Genomic DNA, 21,842 nt, shown 5'->3' with positions numbered 1-21,842 from the left:
GTCGCGGACACCGGCTCTCAGAACCCCGTGCCTCCCATGTCCCCGTCGAGCAGGGCGTCGCCCAGGCCGGTTCTGCGGTGCACCACCGCCGAGCCGCGCCGGTGGGAGGCCACCAGACCCGCCTCGCGCAGCACCGTCGCGTGCCGGCTGGCCGTGGACAGCGCCAGCCGCAGAGCCGATCCCAGCTGGGAGGTGGTCATCGGGCGGTCCAGTACGTCAAGGACCGCGGCCCGGGTGTGCCCGATCAGCTGGGCCACCGGCAGCGCGGCCGCCGGTTCCCCGTCCCTGAGGGCCCGGGAGCGCATCAGCCAGCCGGGCTCCGGGGTCAGCGGGTGCACCAGCACCGGCGGCAGGCCGGGGTCCGCCAGCGCCACCGGGCGACGTACACAGAAGAAGGACGGAATCAGCGTCAACGACCTTCCGCCCAGAACGAGTTCGCGTTCCATCGGATACCCGGCCTCCAGCAGCCTGCCGTCCTCCCGCCAGGTCAGCTCCGGCTGATAGCTGGAGAGCAGCCCGTCCGCGCCACCTTCCAGCGCCGCCTCCGCACGCACCGGCCGGTCCGCCGCGACCGCCGCCCGGATCTCCCGCGAGTAGGGGGCCACCGCCACCGCGTAGAACCGCCGCAGCGCCTCCCCCAGACGCAGCAGCGTCCGGGGGTCCCCCTCCGCGAGCCGCCGCGCCACCGCCGGAACCGGCGCCCCCGCCCCGGCGAACAGCTGCCCCAGTTCGGCGTTCAGCCGCCGCATGGGCGTGGAGAGCACCTGATCGATACCGGTCTCCAGATCGACGGTGCCCCGGCCCGGGGTCAGGAAGTCGGGGAAGTACGCCGCCCACGGGCACAGCCTGCCCAGCGCGGCCACCGTGGCGGTGAGCTCCTCGCGGGCGACCGCCTCGCGGACCTCCTGCCGCCAGGGGGCGAAGACCAGCGCGGCCTGCCGGTTGTGCAGGAGATGCAGGGCGTGCACGAGTTCCCACAGGGGGTCCGGGTGGGCGGCGATCCGCAGCCGGTTCAGGTCCTCGGCGGCGAAGTGGATGCGAAGCACGCGCGCATCGGCCCCCTTCTTCCCCGCCGTCCCGTGTCCCACGCCTCCCCGGCGCTTCTACGAGCGTAACGACCGTTCACCGGAGGGGGACGTTCCCTTTGCTTTGTGCACGAAAGCCCCGCCAGTCGCACACATGACCACGACCCTGGGGTGGCGATGGCCGCGGAGGGTCCGGCGGGGGAGACGTCCGCGGCCATCCGCCCGGGCGCAGGGCCGAACGGCACGGGGCCACTGCCCGGACGGCTCAGGGCCCTCGCCCTGACGGCACGGGGCCACTGCCCGGACAGCGTGGGGCCACTGCCCCGCTGCGACGACGCTCCTCGGCCCCCACGCCCTACCCCCCTCTTTCGTCATTCCCCTCCGTGCGGGACGCTCATTTGGGGCGGCGTACCCGCGGACACCGCGCGCACGCCGCCCGGAGACAGCGCGCCGGAGCAGCGCGGCGGTAGCACAGGGCACAGTGGTGGAGGCATCAAGTGGTCGACGCAGATCAGACGTTCGTGATCGTCGGCGGAGGGCTGGCCGGGGCGAAAGCGGCCGAAACCCTTCGTTCGGAGGGATTCACCGGCCGGGTGATCCTGATCGGCGACGAACGTGACCACCCCTACGAACGCCCACCCCTCTCCAAGGGCTTCCTCGCGGGCAAGGACGACCGCGACAGCGTCTTCGTCCAGGACACCGGCTGGTACGCCACCCATGACGTCGAGCTGCACCTCGGCCAGACCGTCGACCACCTCGACCGCGAGGCCAGGACCGTCCGGCTCGGCGACAGCACCCTCATCCGCTACGACAAACTCCTCCTCGCCACCGGCTCCGAGCCCCGCCGGCTGGACATCCCCGGCACCGGACTGGCCGGCGTCCACCACCTGCGCCGCCTCGCGCACGCCGAGCGGCTGCGCGGAGTCCTCGCCACCCTCGGCCGCGACAACGGGCATCTGGTCATCGCCGGAGCGGGCTGGATCGGCCTGGAGATCGCCGCCGCCGCCCGCGGCTACGGCGCCGAGGTCACCCTCGTCGAAGCCGAGCCCACCCCCCTGCACAACGTGCTCGGCCCCGAACTCGGCCAGCTCTTCACCGACCTGCACGCCGAGCGCGGCGTCCGCTTCCACTTCGGCGCCCGCCTCACCGAGATCATCGGCCAGGACGGCATGGTGCTCGCCGCCCGGACGGACGACGGCGAGGAACACCTCGCCCACGACGTCCTCGCCGCCATCGGCGCGGCCCCCCGCACCGTCCTCGCCGAATCCAGCGGCCTCGACCTGGTCGACCGCGCCCACGGCGGTGGCATCGCCGTCGACTCCCGGCTGCGTACCAGCGACCCCGACATCTACGCCGCCGGCGACGTCGCCGCCGTACCCCTGCACCTGCCGGGCTCGCCCCTCCACGGGCAGCGGCTGCGCGTCGAGCACTGGGCGAACGCCCTCAACGGCGGACCGGCCGCCGCCAGGTCGATGCTCGGGCTCGGCGCACCGTACGACCGCATCCCCTACTTCTTCTCCGACCAGTACGACCTGGGCCTGGAGTACACCGGCTGGGCGCCGCCCGGGACGTACGACCAGGTCGTGGTCCGGGGGGACGCGGGGAAGCGGCAGTTCCTCGCCTTCTGGCTGAAGGACGGGCGGGTGCTGGCCGGGATGAACGTCAACGTGTGGGACGTCACCGACCACATCAAGCAGCTCATCCGCAGCGGCGGCCGGGTCGACCAGCACGCCCTCGCCGACCCCTCGGTACCGCTGGAGTCGCTGGTCACCCCATGATCGGCAGCCGTTCCGCCGCGTGATCAAGTGACCGGGGAGGCCGGAGTGTCCGAGCCTCCCCGTACACTTCACGCGTGGCAGGCAGGATCAATGACGACGACGTGAAGGCGGTCCGGGAGGCGCTCCCGATCGACGCCGTCGTGTCCGAATACCTTCAGCTCCGGAGCGCGGGCGGCGGCAACCTCAAGGGCCTCTGCCCCTTCCACGACGAGAAGTCGCCCTCCTTCCAGGTCAGTCCGAGCAAGGGTCTCTTCCACTGCTTCGGCTGCCAGGAGGGCGGCGACACGATCGCCTTCGTGATGAAGATCGACCACCTCACCTTCTCGGAGACGGTCGAGCGGCTCGCCGCACAGGCGGGCATCACCCTGCGGTACGAGGAGGGCGGCTACAACCCCTCCACCCAGCGCGGCGAGCGCACCCGCCTGGTCGAGGCGCACAAGGCCGCCGCCGACTTCTACATCCAGCAGCTGGAGAGTCCCGAGGCGGAGATCGGCCGCAAGTTCCTCGCCGAGCGCGGCTTCGACCAGGGCGCCGCCGCCCACTTCGGCGTCGGCTACAGCCCGGCCGGCTGGGACCACCTCACCCGCTACCTCCGCGGCAAGGGCTTCACCGACAAGGAACTCCTCACCTCCGGCCTCGCCCAGGAGTCCCGCCGCAGCCCCATCGACCGCTTCCGCGGCCGCCTGATGTGGCCGATCCGCGACATCGGCGGCGAGGTCGTCGGCTTCGGCGCCCGCAAGCTCCGCGACGACGACAACGGGCCCAAGTACCTCAACACACCCGAGACCCCGATCTACAAGAAGTCCCAGGTCCTGTACGGAATCGACCTGGCCAAGAAGGAGATCGCCAAGGTCAGCAGGGCCGTCGTCGTCGAGGGTTACACCGACGTCATGGCCTGCCACCTGGCCGGTGTGACGACGGCCATCGCGACCTGCGGCACCGCCTTCGGCACCGACCACATCAAGATCCTCCGCCGCCTCCTGATGGACAACGGCTCGGCCCGCGTGATCTTCACCTTCGACGGCGACGCCGCAGGCCAGAAGGCCGCCCTGCGTGCCTTCGAGGACGACCAGAAGTTCGCCGCCGAGACCTACATCGCGATCGCCCCCGACGGCATGGACCCCTGCGACCTGCGCCTGGCCAAGGGCGACGAGGCGGTCGCCGACCTCACCCAGCCGCGCACCCCGCTCTTCGAGTTCGCGCTGCGCCAGATCGTCGCCCGCTACGACCTGGAGACCCCGGCGGGGCGGGCCGCCGCCCTCGACGAGGCGGGCCCGGTCGTCGCCCGGATCAAGAACAGCGCCTCGCAGCACGAGGTCGCCGTCCAGCTCGCGGGCATGCTCGGCATCCTGGACACCCAGTTCGTGGTCAAGCGGATCGGTCAGCTCGCCCGCTGGGCCAAGGACAAGGGCGGGCGGGGCGGTCCGCAGCAGGGCGCGCGTGGCGGCAGGCAGGGTTACGACGCCGGGGCCACCGGCGCACCCGCCCCCGTCGTCGCGGGCCCCGCCCTCAACCTCCGCAGCCCCGTCCACCGCACCGAGCGCGAGCTCCTCAAGCTCGCCCTCCAGCGCCCCGACCTGGTCTCTCCCGCCTTCGACGCCTACGGCGCCGACGAGTTCACCGCGCCTCCCTATGCGACCGTCCGGCAGACCATCGAGGAGGCGGGCGGCGCCGAGCAGGGGGCCCAGGCCGCCGCCGAATACCTTGCCCGGGTCCGCGAGTCCGCCGTCAACGACCAGGTCAGAGCCATGGTCACCGAACTGGCCGTCGAAGCCATCCACGCCAAGTCCGTCGACGAGATCTACGCCGGCGTCCAGCTCGTCCAGGTCAGGCTGCGCGCCGTCGACCGCCGCATCCTGGAAGTCCAGGGCTCCCTCGCCCGCGCGGGCAGCAACGGTGACCCGGCCGCCCTGGCCGCCGTCCAGAACGAGCTCTGGGTCCTCCAGCAGTACGCCCAGTCCCTCCGCAACCACGGAGCCGCGGCCCTCTAGCGGGGACCTCTCCCCGCCAGGCCTCCTCCCGCAACACGTGCCCGTCCGGGAGGGGGCCGCACCGCGCCCGCCCCTCACCCGGGTAACCGCCCGGTTACGGACCGGACTCAGAAAGTCAACGCACGCCCCTCGCGGCGGCCATGTGTCGCACCCCACACTGGTTGCGGTGCCTGAGGCCCCGACCCGGCAGCGTTCACCCTGGAGGTCGCCCCCGTGCAGACCCAGACCCTGACCGATCCGGTCGCGGCCGTACCCGCACAGAGCCGCGCCGAGCACCACCCACAAGCAACAGCGACGGCCGAGGCCCCGGAGGCAGTGGAGACTGCCGAGGCCCCCGACCCCGCCGAGGACCCGGTGGAAGAAGCGGGCCAGCAGTACGAGCGGCCCGACCCGCCCAAGCGCCCGCTCCGGGCCGCCGATTCCGCCGGCCCCTCCTCGGACCTCTTCCGCCAGTACTTACGGGAGATCGGCCGCATCCCCCTCCTCACCGCAGCGGAGGAAGTGGAGCTGGCCCGCAGCGTCGAAGCCGGCCTCTTCGCCGAGGAGAAACTCGCCCGCTACGACGATCTCGACTCCCAACTCGCCCTGGACCTCGACAAGTTGGTGGTTCGGGGCCGCATGGCGAAACGCCGCCTCATCGAAGCCAACCTCCGCCTCGTCGTCTCCGTGGCGAAACGGTACGTCGGCCGTGGCCTGACCATGCTCGACCTGGTCCAGGAGGGCAATCTCGGCCTGATCCGTGCCGTCGAGAAGTTCGACTACGCCCGCGGCTACAAGTTCTCGACGTACGCCACCTGGTGGATCCGCCAGGCCATGTCCCGCGCGCTGGCCGACCAGGCCCGCACCATCCGCGTCCCGGTCCACGTCGTCGAACTCATCAACCGCGTCGTCCGCGTCCAGCGCCGCATGCTCCAGGAACGCGGCAGCGAACCCACCCACGACGAGGTCGCCGCCCAGCTCGACCTCACCCCCGAACGCGTCGGCGAAGTCCTCCGCCTCGCCCAGGAGCCCGTCTCCCTGCACGCACCGGTGGGGGAGGAGGACGACGTGGCCCTCGGTGACCTGATCGAGGACGGGGACGCGACGTCGCCGGTGGAGTCGGCGGCGTTCCTGCTGCTCCGGGAGCACCTGGAGGTGGTGCTCTCCACGCTCGGCGAGCGAGAACGCAAGGTCGTCCAGCTCCGCTACGGCCTCGCCGACGGCCGCCCCCGCACCCTTGAGGAGATCGGCCGCATCTTCGGTGTCACCCGCGAACGCATCCGGCAGATCGAGTCCAAGACGCTCAACAAACTCCGCGACCACGCCTTCGCCGACCAACTCCGCGGCTACCTGGACTGAAGCGCCCTCTCACTCCTGGCAACCCGCCCCCGGGGCGGAACGGGCGGGCAAGGGGGCGGCCCCCGACGGAGTCGCACCCCACCCGCCCCGGCCCACCTGCGCCCCCGTACCCCCTACTCCACCTCCACCACCGCCTGAGCAAACTGCGCCGCGTACAACCGCGCATAAGCCCCCTGGGCCCCCAACAACTCCCCGTGCGTCCCCTGCTCCACGATCGACCCGCTCTCCATCACCAGAATGACATCGGCGTCCCGGATCGTCGAAAGCCGGTGCGCGATCACGAACGATGTACGCCCGTGCGCCAACCGCGCCATCGCCTTCTGGATCAGCACCTCGGTCCTGGTGTCGACCGAGCTCGTCGCCTCGTCGAGGATCAGGATCACCGGGTCCGACAGGAACGCCCGCGCGATGGTGATCAGCTGCTTCTCACCCGCGCTGACCCCCGCCCCGTCGTCGTCGATCACCGTGTCGTACCCGTCGGGCAGCGTCCGTACGAAACGGTCGGCATGGGCGGCCCGGGCAGCGGCCTCGACCTCCTCCCGCGTCACCTCCCCGCTCGCCCCGTACGCGATGTTCTCCGCGATCGTCCCGCCGAACAGCCAGGTGTCCTGCAGCACCATCCCGACCCCGGAACGCAGCTCCTCGCGCGACATCTTCGCGATGTCCGCCCCGTCCACGGTGATCCGGCCGCCGGTGACCTCGTAGAACCGCATCAGCAGGTTCACCAGGGTCGTCTTGCCCGCACCCGTCGGCCCGACGATCGCCACCGTCTGCGCGGGGGAGACCCGCAGCGACAGGTCCTCGATCAGCGGCTTGTCCTCCTCGTAGCGGAAGGAGACGCTCTCGAACTCGACCGCGCCGCGCGGCACATCGGGGTCCGTCACCGGCAGCTCCGCGGTCGCCGCGTCCGGCTCCTGCTCCTGGGCGTCGAGGAGTTCGAAGACCCGCTCGGCGGACGCGACCGCCGACTGGACCAGGTTCGCCATCGACGCGATCTGCGTCAGCGGCATCGAGAACTGCCGCGAGTACTGGATGAACGCCTGGACGTCACCGATCGACAGCGTGCCGGACGCGACCCGCAAGCCGCCCACGACCGCCACCAGCACGTAGTTCAGGTTGGAGACGCACATCATCAGCGGCTGCATGATGCCGCTGTTGAACTGCGCCCTGAAGGACGCCTCGTAGAGCTTGTCGTTCTGCTCCTTGAAGGCCGCCGCGGACTCGTCCTGCCGGCCGAAGACCTTCACCAGTGAGTGACCGGTGTACATCTCCTCGATGTGCGCGTTGAGGGTGCCGGTCGTCTTCCACTGCTGCACGAACTGCGGCTGCGACCGCTTGCCGACCTTCGCCGCCACCACCACCGACAGCGGCACCGTGATCAGCGCGACCACCGCGAGCAGCGGCGAGATCCAGAACATGATGACCAGCACGCCCACCACGGTCAGCACCGAGTTGATGAGCTGACCCATGGTCTGCTGCATGGTCTGGCCGATGTTGTCGATGTCGTTGGTGGTGCGCGAGAGGACCTCACCCCGCTTGGCCCGGTCGAAGTACGACAGCGGGAGGCGGGAGAGCTTCGCCTGCACGTCCTGGCGCATCCGGTACACCGTCCGGTTGACCGCCAGGTTCACCAGCCGCGTCGAGACCAGCATCAGCAGCCCGGCGCCGACGTACACGCCGAGCACGATCAGCAGGACGTGCCCGATCGCCGTGAAGTCGATTCCCTGCCCCGGAGTGAAGTCCACCCCGGAAAGCATGTCGGCGAACCCGCCCTCGCCCCCGGCCCGCAGGCGTTCGATCGCCTGTTCCTTCGTCTGGCCGGCCGGCATCTCCCGTCCGACTATCCCGCCGAACAGCAGGTCGGTCGCCGAACCGAGGATCTTCGGCCCGATCACCGACAGTGCCACGCTGCATACCAGAGCCACGAACAGCACCCACAACGTGGCCTTCTCCGGCGCCAGTTGGTGCACCAACCGCTTCGCCGACCCCTTGAAGTCGGCCGATTTCTCGACCGGGGGTCCCATCATCCGTCCACCGGGCCCGCTCATGCCGCCTCAGCCTCCGTCAGCTGGGAGAGCACGATCTCCCGGTAGGTCTCATTGGTCTCCATCAGTTCGCGGTGGTGCCCGGTGCCCACGACCCTTCCCTCGTCGAGTACGACGATGCGGTCCGCGTCCCGGATCGTCGACACCCGCTGGGCGACGATCAGCACCGTCGCCTCGGCCGTCTCCCGGCCCAGCGCCGCCCGCAGCGCCGCGTCCGTGGCGTAGTCCAGCGCCGAGAACGAGTCGTCGAAGAGGTAGATCTCGGGCCGCTGCACCAGCGTCCGCGCGATCGAGAGCCGCTGCCGCTGCCCGCCCGACACATTGGTGCCGCCCTGCGAGATCGGGGCGTCGAGCCCGCCTTCCAGCCGCTCCACGAAATCCCTGGCCTGCGCCGTCTCCAGCGCGTGCCACAGTTCCGCGTCCGTCGCGTCCGGATTTCCGTATCGCAAATTGCTCGCGACGGTCCCGGAGAAGAGGTACGGCTTCTGCGGCACCAGCGAAACGGTCCGCGCGAGCAGTACGGGATCCAGCGTGCGGACGTCGACACCGTCGACCAGCACCTCGCCGCCGGTCGCGTCGAACAGTCGCGGAATCAGCCCGAGCAGTGTCGACTTCCCGCTGCCGGTGGACCCGATGATCGCCGTCGTCTCGCCGGGCCTGGCCTCGATCCGGATCTCCTTGAGCACCGACTCCTCGGCGCCCGGGTAGCAGAACTCGACGTTGCGCAGCTCCAGTTGACCGTGCCTGCGCAGCTCGGTGACCGGGGCGAGCGGCGGCACCACACTGGACTGAGTGCCCAGCACCTCCTCGATCCGCTCGGCACACACCTCCGCGCGCGGCACCATCATGAACATGAAGGTGGCCATCATCACGGACATCACGATCTGCATCAGATACGCCAGGAACGCGGTCAGGGAACCGATCTCCATGGCCCCGCTGTCGATCCGGTGCGCACCGAACCAGACCACCGCCACGCTGGAGACGTTCACGACCGTCATCACGATCGGGAACATCAGCGCCATCAGCCGGCCGGTGGACAGGGACACCTCGGTGAGGTCCTCGTTGGCCTTCTGGAAGCGGGCCTTCTCGTAGTCGTCCTTGACGAACGCGCGGATGACCCGGTTGCCGGTGATCTGCTCGCGCAGCACCCGGTTCACATTGTCCAGACGCTCCTGCATCGACCGGAACAGCGGACGCATCTTCCGGATGATCAGCGAGACCGCGACGCCCAGCACCGGCACCACCGCCAGCAGCACTCCGGACAGCGGTACGTCCTGTCCCAGCGCCATGATGATGCCGCCGACGCACATGATCGGCGCGGCCACCACCAGGGTGAAGCTCATCAGGACCAGCATCTGCACCTGCTGGACGTCGTTCGTCGTCCGGGTGATCAGCGACGGTGCCCCGAACTGCCCGACCTCGCGCGCCGAGAAGCTCTGCACCCGGCCGAAGACCGCCGCCCGGATGTCACGCCCGAGGGCGGAGGCCGTGCGGGCACCGTAGAAGACGGCGCCGATGTTGCAGACCACCTGGATCAGGCTGACGCCGATCATGAGCGCGCCGAAGGTGAGGATGTAGCCCGTGTCCCCCTTCACGACACCCTTGTCGATGATGTCCGCGTTGAGGGTGGGCAGATAGAGGGAGGCGCTGGTCTGCAACAGTTGCAGCACCACCAGCAGGGCTATGGGTTTCCTGTACGGGCCGAGATGGGCCCGCAGAAGCTTGAGAAGCACACGGGGTCTTTCGTCGGGCGGCGGCGGGGTCGCGGCGGCTGCCGCGGCGGTTGTCGCGCAGGACAGGGATCGGCCCCCATCCTCCGTCAACCACCGCGCCCGCGCCCAAGGGATTAACCCAAACCCCGGTCAAGACCGCACCAGCGCTCTCCCCGGAGAACCGGACCCCACCCCTCCGCGAACCGGCCGGCCGCCGCCCCCTTCCCACCCTGCTACTGCCCCGGACCGAAGGCCTCCGGGTGGATCTGGTCCCGCGACGCCCGGTACTGCTGCCGTACGGCATTGCCCACGGGCAGCTCCTCGCCCGGCTCCAGCACCTGCGCCACCGCCCCCTGCCAGGCAGGCGGGTCGTGCGGCGAGAGCGTGCCCTGCGCGACCCCGAGCGCCCACGCCGCCTGCCGGGCCGCGCCCAGCGCCGCGTACTGCGCGGGCTGCGGCACGACCACCTGAGTGCCGAGCAGTATCGGCGCCATCGCCCGCACGGCCGGCAGCTCGGCCGCCGCCCCCAGCAGGAACACCCGCCGCACCTGCACCCCGCGCGCCCGCAGCACGTCCATCGCGTCCGCCAGCGAGCACAGCATCCCCTCGAACGCCGCCCGCGCCAGATGCTCCGGCTTCATCGACTCCCGCCGGAGCCCGCACAGGGTGCCCGCGGTGTGCGGCAGCCACGGCGTGCGCTCACCCTCCAGATACGGCAGCAGTACGAGACCGGAGGCGCCCGGCGTCGATTTCAGCGCCAGCGCGGACAGTTCTTCGAGGCTGTCCACACCCAGCAGTTCCGCGGTGCCCCGCAGCGCCCGTACCGCATTGCTCGTGTGCACCACCGGCAGATGCATGCCCGTGGCGTCGGCGAACGACGTGATCATCCCGCTGGAGTCCGCGAGCGCCTCGTGGTGCACCGCCATCACCGAACCCGAGGCACCCAGCGACACCACCGCGTCCCCGACCGCGACCCCGAGCCCGAAGGCGGCGGCCATCGTCTCGCCCGTACCCGCGGAGATCAGCAATCCCTCAGGTGTCGTTCCCGCCGTGTCCGAAGGACCCAGCACCTCCGGCAGCACCGCCCGGTGCCCCAGCGCCAGCTCCACCAGGTCAGGGCGGTAGGAACCGGTGGCCGCCGACCAGTACCCGGTGCCCGAAGCGGCGCCCCGGTCCGTGGTCCTGCGCGCGGGCCTGCCCAGCAACTGCCACACCAGCCAGTCGTGCGGCTGCATCACCGAAGCGATCCTGCGGGCGTTCTGTGGCTCGTGCCGCTTCAGCCAGCCCAGTTTGGCCAGTGGCTGCGGCGCGGAGGGCACCGCCCCGACCGCCTCCGCCCACGCCTGCTTGCCGCCGAGTGCCTCCACCAGGTCGGCCGCCGCCACCTGCGCCCGCTTGTCGTTGCCGAGCAGCGCCGGACGCACCTGATTGCCCCCGGCGTCCAGCGTGACCAGGCCGTGCTGCTGCGCGGAAACCCCGATTGCGGCCACCTCGTCCAGCAGCCCGTCCGCCGCGGCCTCGCCCAGCGAGAGCAGCCACGCCTGCGGATCCGCCTCCGAGGACTTCTCCTCGACCGGATGCGGGGCGTACCCCTCGCGCAGTACGGCGCCCGTGTCCGCATCGCAGACGACAACGTGTGTGTAACCGGAGGAACTGTCCAACCCCGCGACTATGCCCATGCACACGATTCTGCCGCACCCCACCGAGGTGGAATGCGGCAGCCGTGAAACCAGAGGCGTGGGGGTCAGGTGTTGCTGGTACCCCAGTCGTCCTCGCCGCCGTGCCCGCGCTCCCGGAGCGAACGCACCCGCTGGGCCACCGAGTCCGGAACCCGGCCGCCCACCTTGTCACCCACCTTCTCGGTGACGGTGTGCATCGCCTTGCCCGCGAACTGGCGGCCACTCTGCGCCGCCGACTCCGCGGTGTTCCGCACGGCCGGGTTCTGCGCGATCCGCCGGGCGGACTTCCTGATCTGCTCGTAACGCTCGCGCCCGGCCCGGGTGCCGATCACGTACCCCAGGGCCAGTCCGGCGACGAACGTGAGCCGGTAGCGCATGGCTGCCACCCTTCTCCTGCAACGGTGTCGGTGTGCTTGGCCGCCTACCCGTACAGCCCGCTGATCATCCGGGGCGATACCGATTGGCGGAGCACCCCCCTGCTTGCGCTAATGTATGTCTCGCAGCGAGCGCACGCCCCCGGTAGACCCGGTGGGAGGTGCATTCGGTGCAACCGCAGCAATCCCCTGTAGCTCAATTGGCAGAGCAGCCGGCTGTTAACCGGCAGGTTACTGGTTCGAGTCCAGTCGGGGGAGCGCGGTCCCCTGTAGCTCAATTGGCAGAGCATTCGGCTGTTAACCGGAGGGTTACTGGTTCGAGTCCAGTCGGGGGAGCAGGAAAAAAAAGAGGGCCTCTTCGGAGGCCCTCTTTTTGTGCGTCCCGGCCGCCTCCCGTGTGCGCCCGCAGCTTCCGTTCAGCCTCTTTGGTGTGGCATGAGCCACGTCGGGGAACCGTCCGGACAGCGGTGAAGTCCTCATGGTCATGCGTTGCCGACCATCCGAGGCAGGAGATCGTATGACCGGCTATGCTGCGGCAGACGGCGCGCACATTTGTACGCGCCACGCCGAGTGGGGGCGGTAGCTCAGCCGGTTAGAGCAGCGGACTCATAATCCGTCGGCCGTGGGTTCGAGTCCCACCCGCCCCACTTAGGCAGGTTCGGAAGAAACGTATCGACCTGCGCGGCAGTCGTGGAGAGGGCCCCCGGGAAGTTTCCCGGGGGCCCTCTCCCGTGTTCCGGCCGGTCAGCGGATCTGGTCCGGGGTGACGGTCAGCCAGTGCTTGTCGGCGGTGACCTTTTGGCCCAGTTCCTTCTGGCGCTTCACGCCTGCCGCCTTCATGCCGTCGAGTTCCTTCATGTACGCGTCCTTGCGGTTGACCCACACCCGGACGCCGCCATTGGCCACGTCCGTCGAGCGGAAGAGCATCGGGCCGTCGCTCCTGGGAGTGTCACCGGCGGCGAGGACCGGCTTCTGCCAGGGGTCGATGTAGGTGCTGATGGCGGCGGGCTTGCCCTCGTACCAGGTGGCAGGGGCCCAGAGGGTGGGCGTCAGCTCGTGGTGCGCGAGCTTCTGCTGGTCGAAGCGGCCGGCCGCGATCTCCTTGCGGGAGCTGGTGACTTCGCCGGTGCGGCGGTCCTTGAGGAGGGTGGAGACGCCGAGGACGTTCTGCGGCTTCACGCCGTAGCCGTACTTGGGGTCGGCGAGCACCATGCGCACCAGGTCCTCGTGGGCCGCGCTGACCACGTACACCTCGATGCCGTGCTTGGTGAGGGTGCGGTAGAGCTCCTGCATGCCGGTGGAGAACTGCGGGGGCTTGGCACCGCCGGGCAGCGGGCCCTTGTACGCGAGCAGTTCGTCGACGTACCCCTTGAGCTGTTTCAGGGTGAAGCCGGAGAAGATCTGGGCGGCCCAGGGGTAGGAGACCTGGTCGTCGATCTCGCAGAGGCGTTCGTAGTACTCGGTGAGGGTTTCCCGGTGGGTGGCGGTGTCCTTGAAGGGGACGACCTTGAGGGAGGGGTCCATGGTGGCGCGGGTCAGGACGCCCTTCATCTCCAGGAAGGGGAGGAGGGATTCCTCCAGGTCGCCCCGGTAGGTGGTGTTGTCCGCGTCGAAGACGGCGTAGGCGCCCCGGTGGTCGTGGGAGGCGATGGTCCTCGCGAGCTGCTTGGCCACGGGGGCGGGCCAGTGGGCCAGTTCGGCGGTCACCGCGCGCTGCTCGCGCTGGCGGGTGCCGTCCGCCGCCCTCGCCTCGGTGTCCGGCCACAGTGCGGTGGTGGCGACCACGGCGGTGGTGAGGGCGAGCGCCGTGGTGAGCAGGACGGACTTCTTGCGCGTCGGGCGTGCGGGGGGAGTGTTCACGGCGCGTAAGCGTAGGCCGGGCGTACCGGATTGCCCATGATCGAACTCATGGAGTGGGGCGGTCCCGGACGGGTAGGTGCTGGGGTCCGCACGGCTCTTCTCGCGGGCCCCGGGCGGGTCTACCCTGGGCCGCAGCGGCCCCGGACCCCGGCATGCGGTCTCTGCCCGGGCGGTCCGTTCAGGGCTTGCGAGCGACGACATGGGGGCCAGTCATGGTCGTTCTGTTGGTGGTCGGTGCGGTGCTGTTCGTGATGGGTTTCTCGCAGCCGGTGTGGTGGCTGATCGGGGGCGTCGCGCTCTACGGGTTCCTCCGGTACGGGAACGGGGTGCGCGGTGCCTCGGGGCCGGAGTACGAGCAGTACCGGGAGCAGCGGGAGAAGCGGGACAGGTGGGACCGCAAGTACCGGCGGCAGCACCGGGGGAGGCGGATCACGCCGGACCGGCCGATGGATCGCTGACCTCGGCCGATCGCTGGAGTTTCGGATCTGCGTTCGCTTTGTGAGACAACTGAACGGATCATTCCGTTCCGGCTTGTGCCGGGTCCGGTGGTCCGCCGGTGGTGTCCTCCGGTTGTCCTGCGTTGAAAGGTGAACTCCATGGTCCTCTCCCTCCTCCGGCGTGCGCGGGCGAAGGCGGGTTCGGCGGGCGGTGGCGGGCTGGTGCTGCCGGTGCCCCGGGGTGCGGGGACGGTCAGCTGCGAGGTGGTGGACCCGGTCGGCCAGAAGCTCGGCGGGGCGGAGATCACCGTCACCGCGAAGAGCGACGGGCGGGTGGCGGCCAAGGGCACGACCGATCTGTTCGGCCTGTTCACGGCCGCGCTGCCGGCCGGTGAGTACGGGCTCCTGATGTCCGCCGAGGGGATGACCCCGGCCAGCTGGTCCTTCTACGTCGACCCGGGGGAGGCGCTGTCCATGGGGCGCGTCGAGATGGAGGTGGCGCAGCAGTTGCCGCCGCCGACGCCGGGGATGTGGACGGTCGACCCGCCGCACACCGCGATCCGGTTCATCGCCAAGCACGTCGGCATGGCCCATGTGCACGGCCGCTTCCAGAAGTTCGAGGGCGGGGTGCGGGTGGCGGAGAACCCGGAGGAGTCCGAGGTACGGGTGCGGATCGAGGCGGCCAGCCTGACGACCGGGAACAAGACCCGGGACGCGCATCTGCGGTCCCGGGACTTTCTGGATGTGGAGAACTATCCGTACATCGACTTCGTGAGTGACCGGTTCGTGTACCGGGGCGGGAACGGGTGGACGGTGCACGGGGCGTTGACGTTGCACGGGGTGAGCCGGTCGGTGGCGCTGGAGACGTCGTACCTGGGGGCGGTGAACGGGGGGTACGGGGAGGAGCTGCGGTGCGCGGCGCGGGCCGGGGCGGAGCTGCATCGGGAGGACTTCACGTTGAACTGGCGGAACATGCTGGCCAAGGGGATTGCGATTGTGGGGCCGACGGTGAGGCTGGAGATGGATGTGCAGACGATGTTCCAGGGGCCGGATACGCCGACTCCTCCGGAGTAGGGGCGGGGGTGTTGTGGGGCCGGGGGTGGGGGCTTGACCGGGGTCGGGGTGGGCCCGGGTGGGGTGGGTGCGACTCCGTGGGGGGCCGCCCCCTTGCCCGCCCGTTCCGCCCCCGGGGGGCGGCCCCGCCGCCCAAGGGGGCTGACGGGGGGTGGGAGGGCAGCGGCTTTGCCGGCCGAGGGGGTGGGGTCAGTTGAGTTGGGTGCGGAGCCAGCTGGCGACTGTTTCGATGTGGGCGGCTGCGGCGTCGCGGGCGGTGTTGGGGTCGCGGGCGACGAGAGCGGCGTAGATGCGGCGGTGCTCCTCGCGGGCGAGGGCGAGGGCGCCGGCTTCCTGGTGGCCGTGGCGGATGCGGGCGCGGAAGGTGCGGGAGGAGAGGCCCTCGACTATGGCGGCGAGTGCCTCGTTCCCGGCGGCCTGGGTGATGGTGCGGTGGAAGGCCATGTCGGCGGCCAGGAACTCCTCCGCGTCCTCGGTCCGGTTCATGGCTTCCAACTGGGTTGCCAGTTCCGCCAGTTGGGTTTCGTCGATGCGGGCGGCGGCCAGGGCCGCCGCTGAGGACTCCAGGATGCGGCGTACCTCCAGGAACTCCACCAGGCGTGGCTTCGGCGAGATCTCGGCGACCACGCCGAAGGTGTCGAGCAGGTCGACGGCTTCGAGGTTGGTGACGTAGACGCCCGAGCCGTGGCGGGATTCGAGGATGCCCAGCACGGTCAGGGCCCGGATCGCCTCGCGCATGGAGCTGCGGGAGATTCCCAGGCGGGCGGCCAAGTCCCTCTCGGTGGGCAGTCGTTGGCCCGCCGTGAGCCGGCCGGATGTGATCATGGCTTTGATCGCCTCGATGGCGCGGTGGGTCACCGTCCCCTTGGCGGGCGCGAGTTCGGGCGCACTTTCAGGGGCGCTCTCGGGGCTGCTGACGGCCATGGGGTCCCTCCGGGCGTTGGCGGTTGTCGGCGAGTCTAGTCCGCCGTCAAGACACAGTCATCGGACCAATGTGGCGTCAAAATCGGGATGATGGGGCCTGAGGGGTGTTGAAGGGCCTGATAGGTCTGATAAATATGCGTCGCGGCCTGATGGGAAACATCGGACGGCAGAGCCCCGGCGGAGGACCTTTGGCGCCGGCCTGCCGGCCTGTGACTCCGTACCGGGCGCTCCCCCCAAGCATTCCTTTTCTACGAGGAGCCGTCAGATGACCGGCAGGACAGCGGGTAGCAGGGCGAAGGCACGTGCGACGGGCTGGGTGGCCCTCGCGGCAAGCGCCTCGCTGGCGCTCACCGCGTGCGGCAGCACCAAGGACGGGGCCTCCGGTGCGGCCGGTGGCGAAGGCAAGGTCGGCGTGATCCTGCCCCTGCTGACCTCGCCTTTCTGGCAGTCGTACAACGACTACGTGCCGAAGATGGCGAAGGAGGAGAAGGTCGAGGCGCTCAAGACCGTCAACTCCAACAGCGACCCGGCACAGCAGATCACCGACATCAACAACCAGCTCAACCAGGGCGTGAAGGGCCTCGTCGTGGCCCCCCTCGACAGCGCCGCGATAGCCGCCGGTCTGGACCAGGCCGAGCGCAAGGGCGTTCCGGTCGTCGCCGTGGACGTCGCCCCCGACAAGGGCAAGGTCGCGATGATCGTGCGCGCCAACAACGTGGCGTACGGCCAGAAGGCCTGCGAGTTCCTGGGCTCGAAGATCAAGTCCGGCAAGGTCGTCCAGATCATGGGTGACCTCGCCTCGGTGAACGGGCGCGAGCGCTCCGAGGCCTTCCGCAAGTGCAACAAGGAGAAGTTCCCGGACCTGAAGGTCCTGGAGATTCCCGCGAAGTGGGAGTCGGATGTCGCCGCCTCCAAGCTGGACACCCTGCTCAACGACAACCCCGATATCAAGGGCATCTACATGCAGGCGGGCGGCGTCTACCTGGCCCCCACCCTGCAGACCCTGAAGACCAAGAAGCTGCTCAAGCCGGTCGGCGACCCCAAGCACATCGCGATCGTCTCCAACGACGGCATCAAGCTGGAGCTGGACGCCATCCGCAAGGGCGAGATCGACGCGACGGTGTCGCAGCCCGCCGACACCTACGCCAAGTACGGCATGTACTACATCAAGAAGGCGATGGCCGGCGAGACCTTCAAGGAAGGCCCCACCGACCACGGCTCCGTCATCGTCAAGCACCCCAACGGGCTCCTTGAGGACCAGCTGCCGGCCCCGCTGGTCACCAAGGAGAACGTGGACGACTCCAAGCTCTGGGGCAATGCCTCCAAGTGAGCCACGTGACCCGAACCGACGCCTCGGTGCGACCGCTGGTCGAGGCGTCCGGGATCACCAAGCGGTACGGTCCCACCCTCGCGCTCCAGGACGGCAGGCTCACCGTGCACGCGGGCGAGTCGCACGCACTGGTCGGGCGCAACGGGGCCGGGAAATCGACCCTGGTGACGGTGCTCACCGGGCTTCAGGCCCCGGACGCGGGCACCGTCCGCTTCGACGGGCAGAGCGCGCCCGCGCTGTCCGACCGGGACGGCTGGCGCTCCAAGGTCGCCTGCGTCTACCAGAAACCGACGGTCGTCCCCGAACTGACCGTCGCCGAGAACCTGTTCATCCACCGGCAGCCCACCGGCTTCGGCGGCATGATCCAGTGGAAGAAGCTGCGGTCGGACGCCGCCCGGCTCCTCGAACAGTGGGACGTGCGCGTCGACCCTGAGGTGCGCACCGCCGAACTCAAGGTCGAGGACCGGCAGATGGTCGAGATCGCGCGGGCGCTGTCCTTCGGGGCGCGCTTCATCGTGCTCGACGAGCCGACCGCGCAGCTCGACAACAAGGAGATCGAGCGCCTCTTCGACCGGATGCGGACCTTGCAGGAGCAGGGGGTCACCTTCCTGTTCATCTCGCACCACCTCCAGGAGGTGTACGAGGTGTGCCAGGCGGTCACCGTGCTGCGCGACGCCCGCTGGATCATCACCGCCCCGGTCTCCGAACTCCCGCGCGCCGCCCTGGTGGAGGCCATGGCGGGGGAGTCGGTCACGGCCGCCGAGAGCGCCGCCAGGTCCGACGTACCGGCGGATGCGCGGGTGCGGCTGGACGTGGCGGGGATGTCCTCGGCGGCGTACCAGGACATCAGTCTGACCGTTCGCGAGGGCGAGGTCGTCGGCCTCGCCGGGACCAGTGGCAGCGGCAAGATCGAGCTGGCCGAGACCTTCGCCGGGCTGTACACGCCCGACCGGGGTCACGCCCAGCTCGACGGCCGGGTCCTGGAGTTCGGGGATGTGCCGGCGGCACTGAAGGCCGGTGTCGCGTGCGTCCCCCGGGACCGGCACGACCAGGGGCTCGTCTCCGGCATGAGTGTCGGCGACAACGCCACGATGAGTGTGCTGGGGCGCCTGGGCAGGTACGGATTCGTCGGTACGGAGAACAAGCGGAAGGTCGGCGAGGAGCTGATCCGGCGCCTGGACATCCACGCCGAGGGGCCGCACCAGCCGGTGTCGGACCTGTCCGGCGGCAATGCCCAGAAGGTGGTGATGGCGCGGGCGCTGGCCTCCGATCCGAGGCTGCTCGTGCTGATCAACCCGACGGCGGGCGTGGACGTGAAGTCCAAGGAATCACTGCTCGCGCGGATGGACAGTGCGCGCGAGGACGGCACGGCGGTGCTGGTGGTGAGCGATGAAATCGATGATCTGAGGCGCTGCGACCGGGTGCTGGTGCTCTTCCACGGGCGGGTCGTCGCCGACCATGCGGCCGGCTGGAACGACCACGAGCTGATCGCATCCATTGAAGGAGTAGACCGTGGCTGAGACAACAGCCTCGCAGGCGGCCACAGCCCCGGCGGACCGGCGCAGGAAGCCCGGGAAGCCGGGGAAGCCGGGGCGGCCCGGGGCGGACCGGAAGAAGTCGTTGCTGGTCAGCAGGGCGCGTGAACTGGCCCTGGTACCCGCGCTGTTGGTGCTGGTGCTGCTGGGCGCCCTCACCAATGACACCTTCTTCACCGGCAACAACATCATCTCGATCCTGGGCGCGTCCGCCGCGCTCGCGATGGTGGTGCTGGCGGAGTCGCTGGTGCTGATCACCGGGAAGTTCGACCTGTCGCTGGAGTCGGTCGTCGGCATCGCTCCCGCGATGGGGGCGCTGCTGGTGCTGCCCGCGTTGCAGGCGGGATTCGGGACCGAACTGCCCACCTGGGTGGGCATTCTGGTGATCCTGGTGGTGGGCGCGCTGATCGGTGCCTTCAACGGCTCGCTGGTGGTGAAGCTGAAGCTGAACGCGTTCATCGTGACGCTGGCGATGCTGATCGTGCTGCGCGGGCTGTTGGTGGGGGCCACCGAGGGGAAGACGCTGTTCGGTATGCCGGACGCGTTCTTCTCGCTGGCGACGTCGACCTTCCTGGGTGTTCCGCTGTCGGTGTGGATCGCTGCGGTGGCCTTCGGGATCGCGGGCTTCGTGCTGAAGTACCACCGGGTGGGACGGGCGTTGTACGCCATCGGCGGTAATCCGGCGGCGGCCAGGGCGGCGGGTATCCGGGTGGACCGGGTGATGCTCGGGGTGTTCATCACGGGTGGTGTGCTGGCGTCGCTGGGCGGGCTGATCCAGACCGGCTACGTCGGTGCGATCAACGCCAACCAGGGCCAGAACATGATCTTCACGGTGATGGCGGCTGCGGTCATCGGCGGGATCAGCCTGGACGGCGGCAAGGGGTCGATGTTCGGGGCACTGACGGGGGTGCTGCTGCTTGGTGTGGTGCAGAACCTGCTGACGCTGGCGCAGGTGCCGTCGTTCTGGATCCAGGCGATTTATGGGGGGATCATTCTGGTGGCGCTGATGATTGCTCGGGTGACTACGGGGCGGGCCCAGGACTGAGGGACACGCCCCCTGCTGTGCCTCACCCGCCTGGACGGCGGGGCCGTCCCTCCTCCCCCGCGCCACCTCAGCCCACCTGGGCGGCGGGGCCGCCCGGCCCTTCACCCCTTGGTAGCCCGCTTGGGCGGCGGGGCGGCATGCCCCTCCTCTCATTACCTCGCCCGCTTGGGCGGCGGGGCCGCCCCCCGGGGGCGGAACGGGCGGGCAAGGGGGCGGCCCCCGACGGAGTCGCCACCCTTGCCGTCCCGGCCCGCCCCGGTCCCGGTCACGCTCCCCGGGGAGGAGGTCCGCTGCGCGGGGCTTCACCCCACCCCGCCCCTTCCCGAAACTGGGGGCGGGCCCCCAGACCCCGGCGAGGTGGCGGGCCCTCCAGGGGTGGGTGGGGATGTGGCGGGTGGGAGGGGGCTGGTCGCGCAGTTCCCCGCGCCCCTGGGGCGGGGTCAGGGGTGGGAGGGTGCGCCCGCGCGGCGGAGCCGCAGAGTGATACGGGCCCGCGCCCCTGGGACGGGGGTCAGGAGTGGGAGGGGGTGGCCGTGTGGCGGTGGCCGTACAGGGAGACGGGCCCGCGTCCCTGAGGGTGCGGCCGCGCGGCGGAGCCGCGGAGTGATACAGGCCCTTGCCCCTGGGAGGGGGCAGGCGTGGCCGTGCGGCGGTAGCCGCGGAGGGGCACGGGATCGGGGCCCTGGAAGGCGGGGCTGTGGGGCTGTGGCCTGGCATGGGTGTGGGCTTGTGGTTCTGGGCCCGAGGGCGGGACGGACACCCCCCCGGGCAGAGGAAAAAACCATCTTGCGTTCTCCGTGGACGCACATCGTGAGGAGTCAAGGGATATGAGATTGCAGCGACTTGGTGAGGTCGGGAGTGAGCGGTCCGGGATCCTGGGCGAGGACGGGCGGATCTACGATCTGGGTGGGATCACGGGCGACATCGACGGTGCGTTTCTCGCCGGCGGCGGCCTGGCCCGGGCGCGCGCCGCGTACGAGGCCGGGGAGCTGCCCCTGCTCGACGGGGCCGACGGGATGAGGGTCGGCGCACCCGTCGCCCGCCCCGGCAAGGTCGTCTGCATCGGGCTGAACTACCGCGACCACGCCGAGGAGACCGGCGCCGCCCTCCCGCCCCGGCCCGTCGTCTTCATGAAGGATCCCGGGACCGTCGTCGGCCCGTACGACGAGGTGCTCATCCCGCGCAACTCGACCCGGACGGACTGGGAGGTCGAGCTCGGGGTGATCATCGGGAAGCGGGCGCGCTATCTGGAGAGCCCCGAGGCGGCGAAGGAGTGCATCGCCGGCTACGCCGTCAGTCACGACGTCTCCGAGCGCGAGTTCCAGCTGGACTTCTCCCCGCAGTGGGACCTCGGGAAGTCCTGCGAGACCTTCAACCCGCTCGGGCCCTGGCTGGTCACCGCCGACGAGATCACCGAGCCGCAGGACCTGCGGCTGCGGCTGGAGGTCAACGGCGTCCAGCGGCAGGACGGCAACAGCAAGGACATGATCTTCCAAGTGGCGGAGGTCATCGCCTACTTGAGCCAGTACATGGTGCTGGAGCCCGGCGACGTCATCAACACCGGCACTCCGGCCGGCGTCGCCCTGGGGCTGCCCCAGAATCCCTATCTCCGTGCCGGCGACACCGTGGAGCTGTCCATCGACGGCCTCGGCAGCCAGCGCCAGACCTTCGCCCAGGCGTGAGAGGCCCCACCAC

Annotated in this window: 16 protein-coding genes and 3 tRNA genes; 12 read left to right on the top strand and 7 right to left on the bottom strand. The window is 70.1% G+C overall.

Going from position 1 to position 21,842, the window contains the following annotated elements; all coding sequences use genetic code 11:
• Positions 1-17: 17 nt before the first annotated feature.
• The gene (locus ACIA73_RS10570; RefSeq protein WP_399437959.1) at positions 18-1,046 is read right to left on the bottom strand and encodes an ArsR/SmtB family transcription factor; all 1,029 of its coding nucleotides are present in this window, start codon (positions 1,044-1,046) and stop codon (positions 18-20) included.
• Between the two features lie 476 nt (positions 1,047-1,522).
• Between ACIA73_RS10570 and ACIA73_RS10565 the strand changes: the two genes are divergently transcribed.
• The 3 genes from ACIA73_RS10565 to ACIA73_RS10555 all read left to right on the top strand — a co-directional run bounded on the left by ACIA73_RS10565 (position 1,523) and on the right by ACIA73_RS10555 (position 6,132).
• Positions 1,523-2,803, top strand: coding sequence for an NAD(P)/FAD-dependent oxidoreductase (locus ACIA73_RS10565; RefSeq protein ID WP_399437958.1), 1,281 nt, complete (start codon positions 1,523-1,525; stop codon positions 2,801-2,803).
• A gap of 74 nt (positions 2,804-2,877) precedes the next feature.
• Positions 2,878-4,794 carry a DNA primase gene (gene dnaG, locus ACIA73_RS10560; RefSeq protein ID WP_399437957.1) on the top strand — a complete coding sequence of 639 codons (1,917 nt, stop codon included), beginning with the start codon at positions 2,878-2,880 and terminating at the stop codon, positions 4,792-4,794.
• A gap of 198 nt (positions 4,795-4,992) precedes the next feature.
• Positions 4,993-6,132, top strand: a complete 1,140-nt coding sequence (locus ACIA73_RS10555; RefSeq protein ID WP_399438060.1) for an RNA polymerase sigma factor — start codon at positions 4,993-4,995, stop codon at positions 6,130-6,132.
• A 113-nt stretch (positions 6,133-6,245) separates the two neighbouring features.
• On the opposite strand, the gene ACIA73_RS10550 is transcribed toward ACIA73_RS10555, so the two are convergent.
• From ACIA73_RS10550 to ACIA73_RS10535, 4 genes are all read right to left on the bottom strand, one after another.
• A complete protein-coding gene (locus ACIA73_RS10550) occupies positions 6,246-8,180 on the bottom strand; it encodes an ABC transporter ATP-binding protein (RefSeq protein ID WP_399437956.1) in 1,935 nt (644 codons plus the stop codon).
• Entirely contained in the window at positions 8,177-9,910 is a 1,734-nt protein-coding gene (locus tag ACIA73_RS10545; protein ID WP_399437955.1) for an ABC transporter ATP-binding protein, read from the bottom strand. The genes ACIA73_RS10550 and ACIA73_RS10545 overlap by 4 nt, the downstream gene beginning before the upstream one ends.
• 212 nt (positions 9,911-10,122) lie before the next feature.
• Complete coding sequence (locus ACIA73_RS10540; protein ID WP_399437954.1) at positions 10,123-11,568, bottom strand: FGGY family carbohydrate kinase; 1,446 nt, start codon at positions 11,566-11,568, stop codon at positions 10,123-10,125.
• Between the two features lie 65 nt (positions 11,569-11,633).
• Positions 11,634-11,945, bottom strand: a complete 312-nt coding sequence (locus tag ACIA73_RS10535; protein ID WP_399438058.1) for a YtxH domain-containing protein — start codon at positions 11,943-11,945, stop codon at positions 11,634-11,636.
• Between the two features lie 182 nt (positions 11,946-12,127).
• On the opposite strand from ACIA73_RS10535, the gene ACIA73_RS10530 reads away from it, so the two are divergent.
• The 3 genes from ACIA73_RS10530 to ACIA73_RS10520 all read left to right on the top strand — a co-directional run bounded on the left by ACIA73_RS10530 (position 12,128) and on the right by ACIA73_RS10520 (position 12,589).
• A tRNA-Asn gene (locus tag ACIA73_RS10530) sits at positions 12,128-12,200 on the top strand.
• Positions 12,201-12,205: 5 nt separating this feature from the next.
• Positions 12,206-12,278: transfer RNA gene (locus ACIA73_RS10525), tRNA-Asn, on the top strand.
• A gap of 237 nt (positions 12,279-12,515) precedes the next feature.
• Positions 12,516-12,589: transfer RNA gene (locus ACIA73_RS10520), tRNA-Ile, on the top strand.
• A gap of 97 nt (positions 12,590-12,686) precedes the next feature.
• Here the strand turns inward: ACIA73_RS10520 and ACIA73_RS10515 are convergent.
• Positions 12,687-13,802 carry a haloacid dehalogenase-like hydrolase gene (locus tag ACIA73_RS10515; protein ID WP_399437953.1) on the bottom strand — a complete coding sequence of 372 codons (1,116 nt, stop codon included), beginning with the start codon at positions 13,800-13,802 and terminating at the stop codon, positions 12,687-12,689.
• Positions 13,803-14,014: 212 nt separating this feature from the next.
• On the opposite strand from ACIA73_RS10515, the gene ACIA73_RS10510 reads away from it, so the two are divergent.
• Together ACIA73_RS10510 and ACIA73_RS10505 are read left to right on the top strand one after the other, a co-directional pair.
• On the top strand, positions 14,015-14,260 hold the full coding sequence (locus ACIA73_RS10510; protein WP_399437952.1) for a hypothetical protein: 246 nt from the start codon (positions 14,015-14,017) through the stop codon (positions 14,258-14,260).
• A gap of 138 nt (positions 14,261-14,398) precedes the next feature.
• Positions 14,399-15,313, top strand: coding sequence for a YceI family protein (locus ACIA73_RS10505; protein ID WP_399437951.1), 915 nt, complete (start codon positions 14,399-14,401; stop codon positions 15,311-15,313).
• Between the two features lie 189 nt (positions 15,314-15,502).
• Here ACIA73_RS10505 and ACIA73_RS10500 read toward each other — a convergent pair whose 3' ends face one another.
• Positions 15,503-16,237, bottom strand: a complete 735-nt coding sequence (locus ACIA73_RS10500) for a FadR/GntR family transcriptional regulator (RefSeq protein ID WP_399437950.1) — start codon at positions 16,235-16,237, stop codon at positions 15,503-15,505.
• Positions 16,238-16,502: 265 nt separating this feature from the next.
• Between ACIA73_RS10500 and ACIA73_RS10495 the strand changes: the two genes are divergently transcribed.
• The 4 genes from ACIA73_RS10495 (at position 16,503) to ACIA73_RS10480 (ending at position 21,829) form a co-directional block, all read left to right on the top strand.
• Positions 16,503-17,567: a sugar ABC transporter substrate-binding protein gene (locus ACIA73_RS10495; protein ID WP_399437949.1), complete on the top strand. Its 1,065-nt coding sequence runs from the start codon at positions 16,503-16,505 to the stop codon at positions 17,565-17,567.
• A 5-nt stretch (positions 17,568-17,572) separates the two neighbouring features.
• Positions 17,573-19,087, top strand: coding sequence for a sugar ABC transporter ATP-binding protein (locus ACIA73_RS10490; RefSeq protein ID WP_399437948.1), 1,515 nt, complete (start codon positions 17,573-17,575; stop codon positions 19,085-19,087).
• A 100-nt stretch (positions 19,088-19,187) separates the two neighbouring features.
• A complete protein-coding gene (locus tag ACIA73_RS10485; RefSeq protein WP_399438056.1) occupies positions 19,188-20,147 on the top strand; it encodes an ABC transporter permease in 960 nt (319 codons plus the stop codon).
• Between the two features lie 827 nt (positions 20,148-20,974).
• Positions 20,975-21,829, top strand: a complete 855-nt coding sequence (locus ACIA73_RS10480) for a fumarylacetoacetate hydrolase family protein (RefSeq protein ID WP_399437947.1) — start codon at positions 20,975-20,977, stop codon at positions 21,827-21,829.
• Positions 21,830-21,842: the final 13 nt, after the last annotated feature.

The organism is Streptomyces sp. NPDC051561 (assembly GCF_044454195.1).
Classification (GTDB): domain Bacteria; phylum Actinomycetota; class Actinomycetes; order Streptomycetales; family Streptomycetaceae; genus Streptomyces.
Note: the sequence above shows the minus strand (reverse complement) of the source record. Positions and strands in the feature narration are given on the sequence as shown.

What these genes read in the sequence shown, in the direction of transcription:
- ACIA73_RS10495 (WP_399437949.1), top strand. Translation starts at nt 16,503, where the DNA reads ATGACCGGCAGGACAGCGGGTAGCAGGGCGAAGGCACGTGCGACGGGC.
- ACIA73_RS10510 (WP_399437952.1), top strand. Translation starts at nt 14,015, where the DNA reads ATGGTCGTTCTGTTGGTGGTCGGTGCGGTGCTGTTCGTGATGGGTTTC.
- ACIA73_RS10500 (WP_399437950.1), bottom strand. Translation starts at nt 16,237, where the DNA reads ATGGCCGTCAGCAGCCCCGAGAGCGCCCCTGAAAGTGCGCCCGAACTC.
- ACIA73_RS10550 (WP_399437956.1), bottom strand. Translation starts at nt 8,180, where the DNA reads ATGAGCGGGCCCGGTGGACGGATGATGGGACCCCCGGTCGAGAAATCG.
- ACIA73_RS10540 (WP_399437954.1), bottom strand. Translation starts at nt 11,568, where the DNA reads ATGGGCATAGTCGCGGGGTTGGACAGTTCCTCCGGTTACACACACGTT.
- ACIA73_RS10535 (WP_399438058.1), bottom strand. Translation starts at nt 11,945, where the DNA reads ATGCGCTACCGGCTCACGTTCGTCGCCGGACTGGCCCTGGGGTACGTG.
- ACIA73_RS10505 (WP_399437951.1), top strand. Translation starts at nt 14,399, where the DNA reads ATGGTCCTCTCCCTCCTCCGGCGTGCGCGGGCGAAGGCGGGTTCGGCG.
- ACIA73_RS10480 (WP_399437947.1), top strand. Translation starts at nt 20,975, where the DNA reads ATGAGATTGCAGCGACTTGGTGAGGTCGGGAGTGAGCGGTCCGGGATC.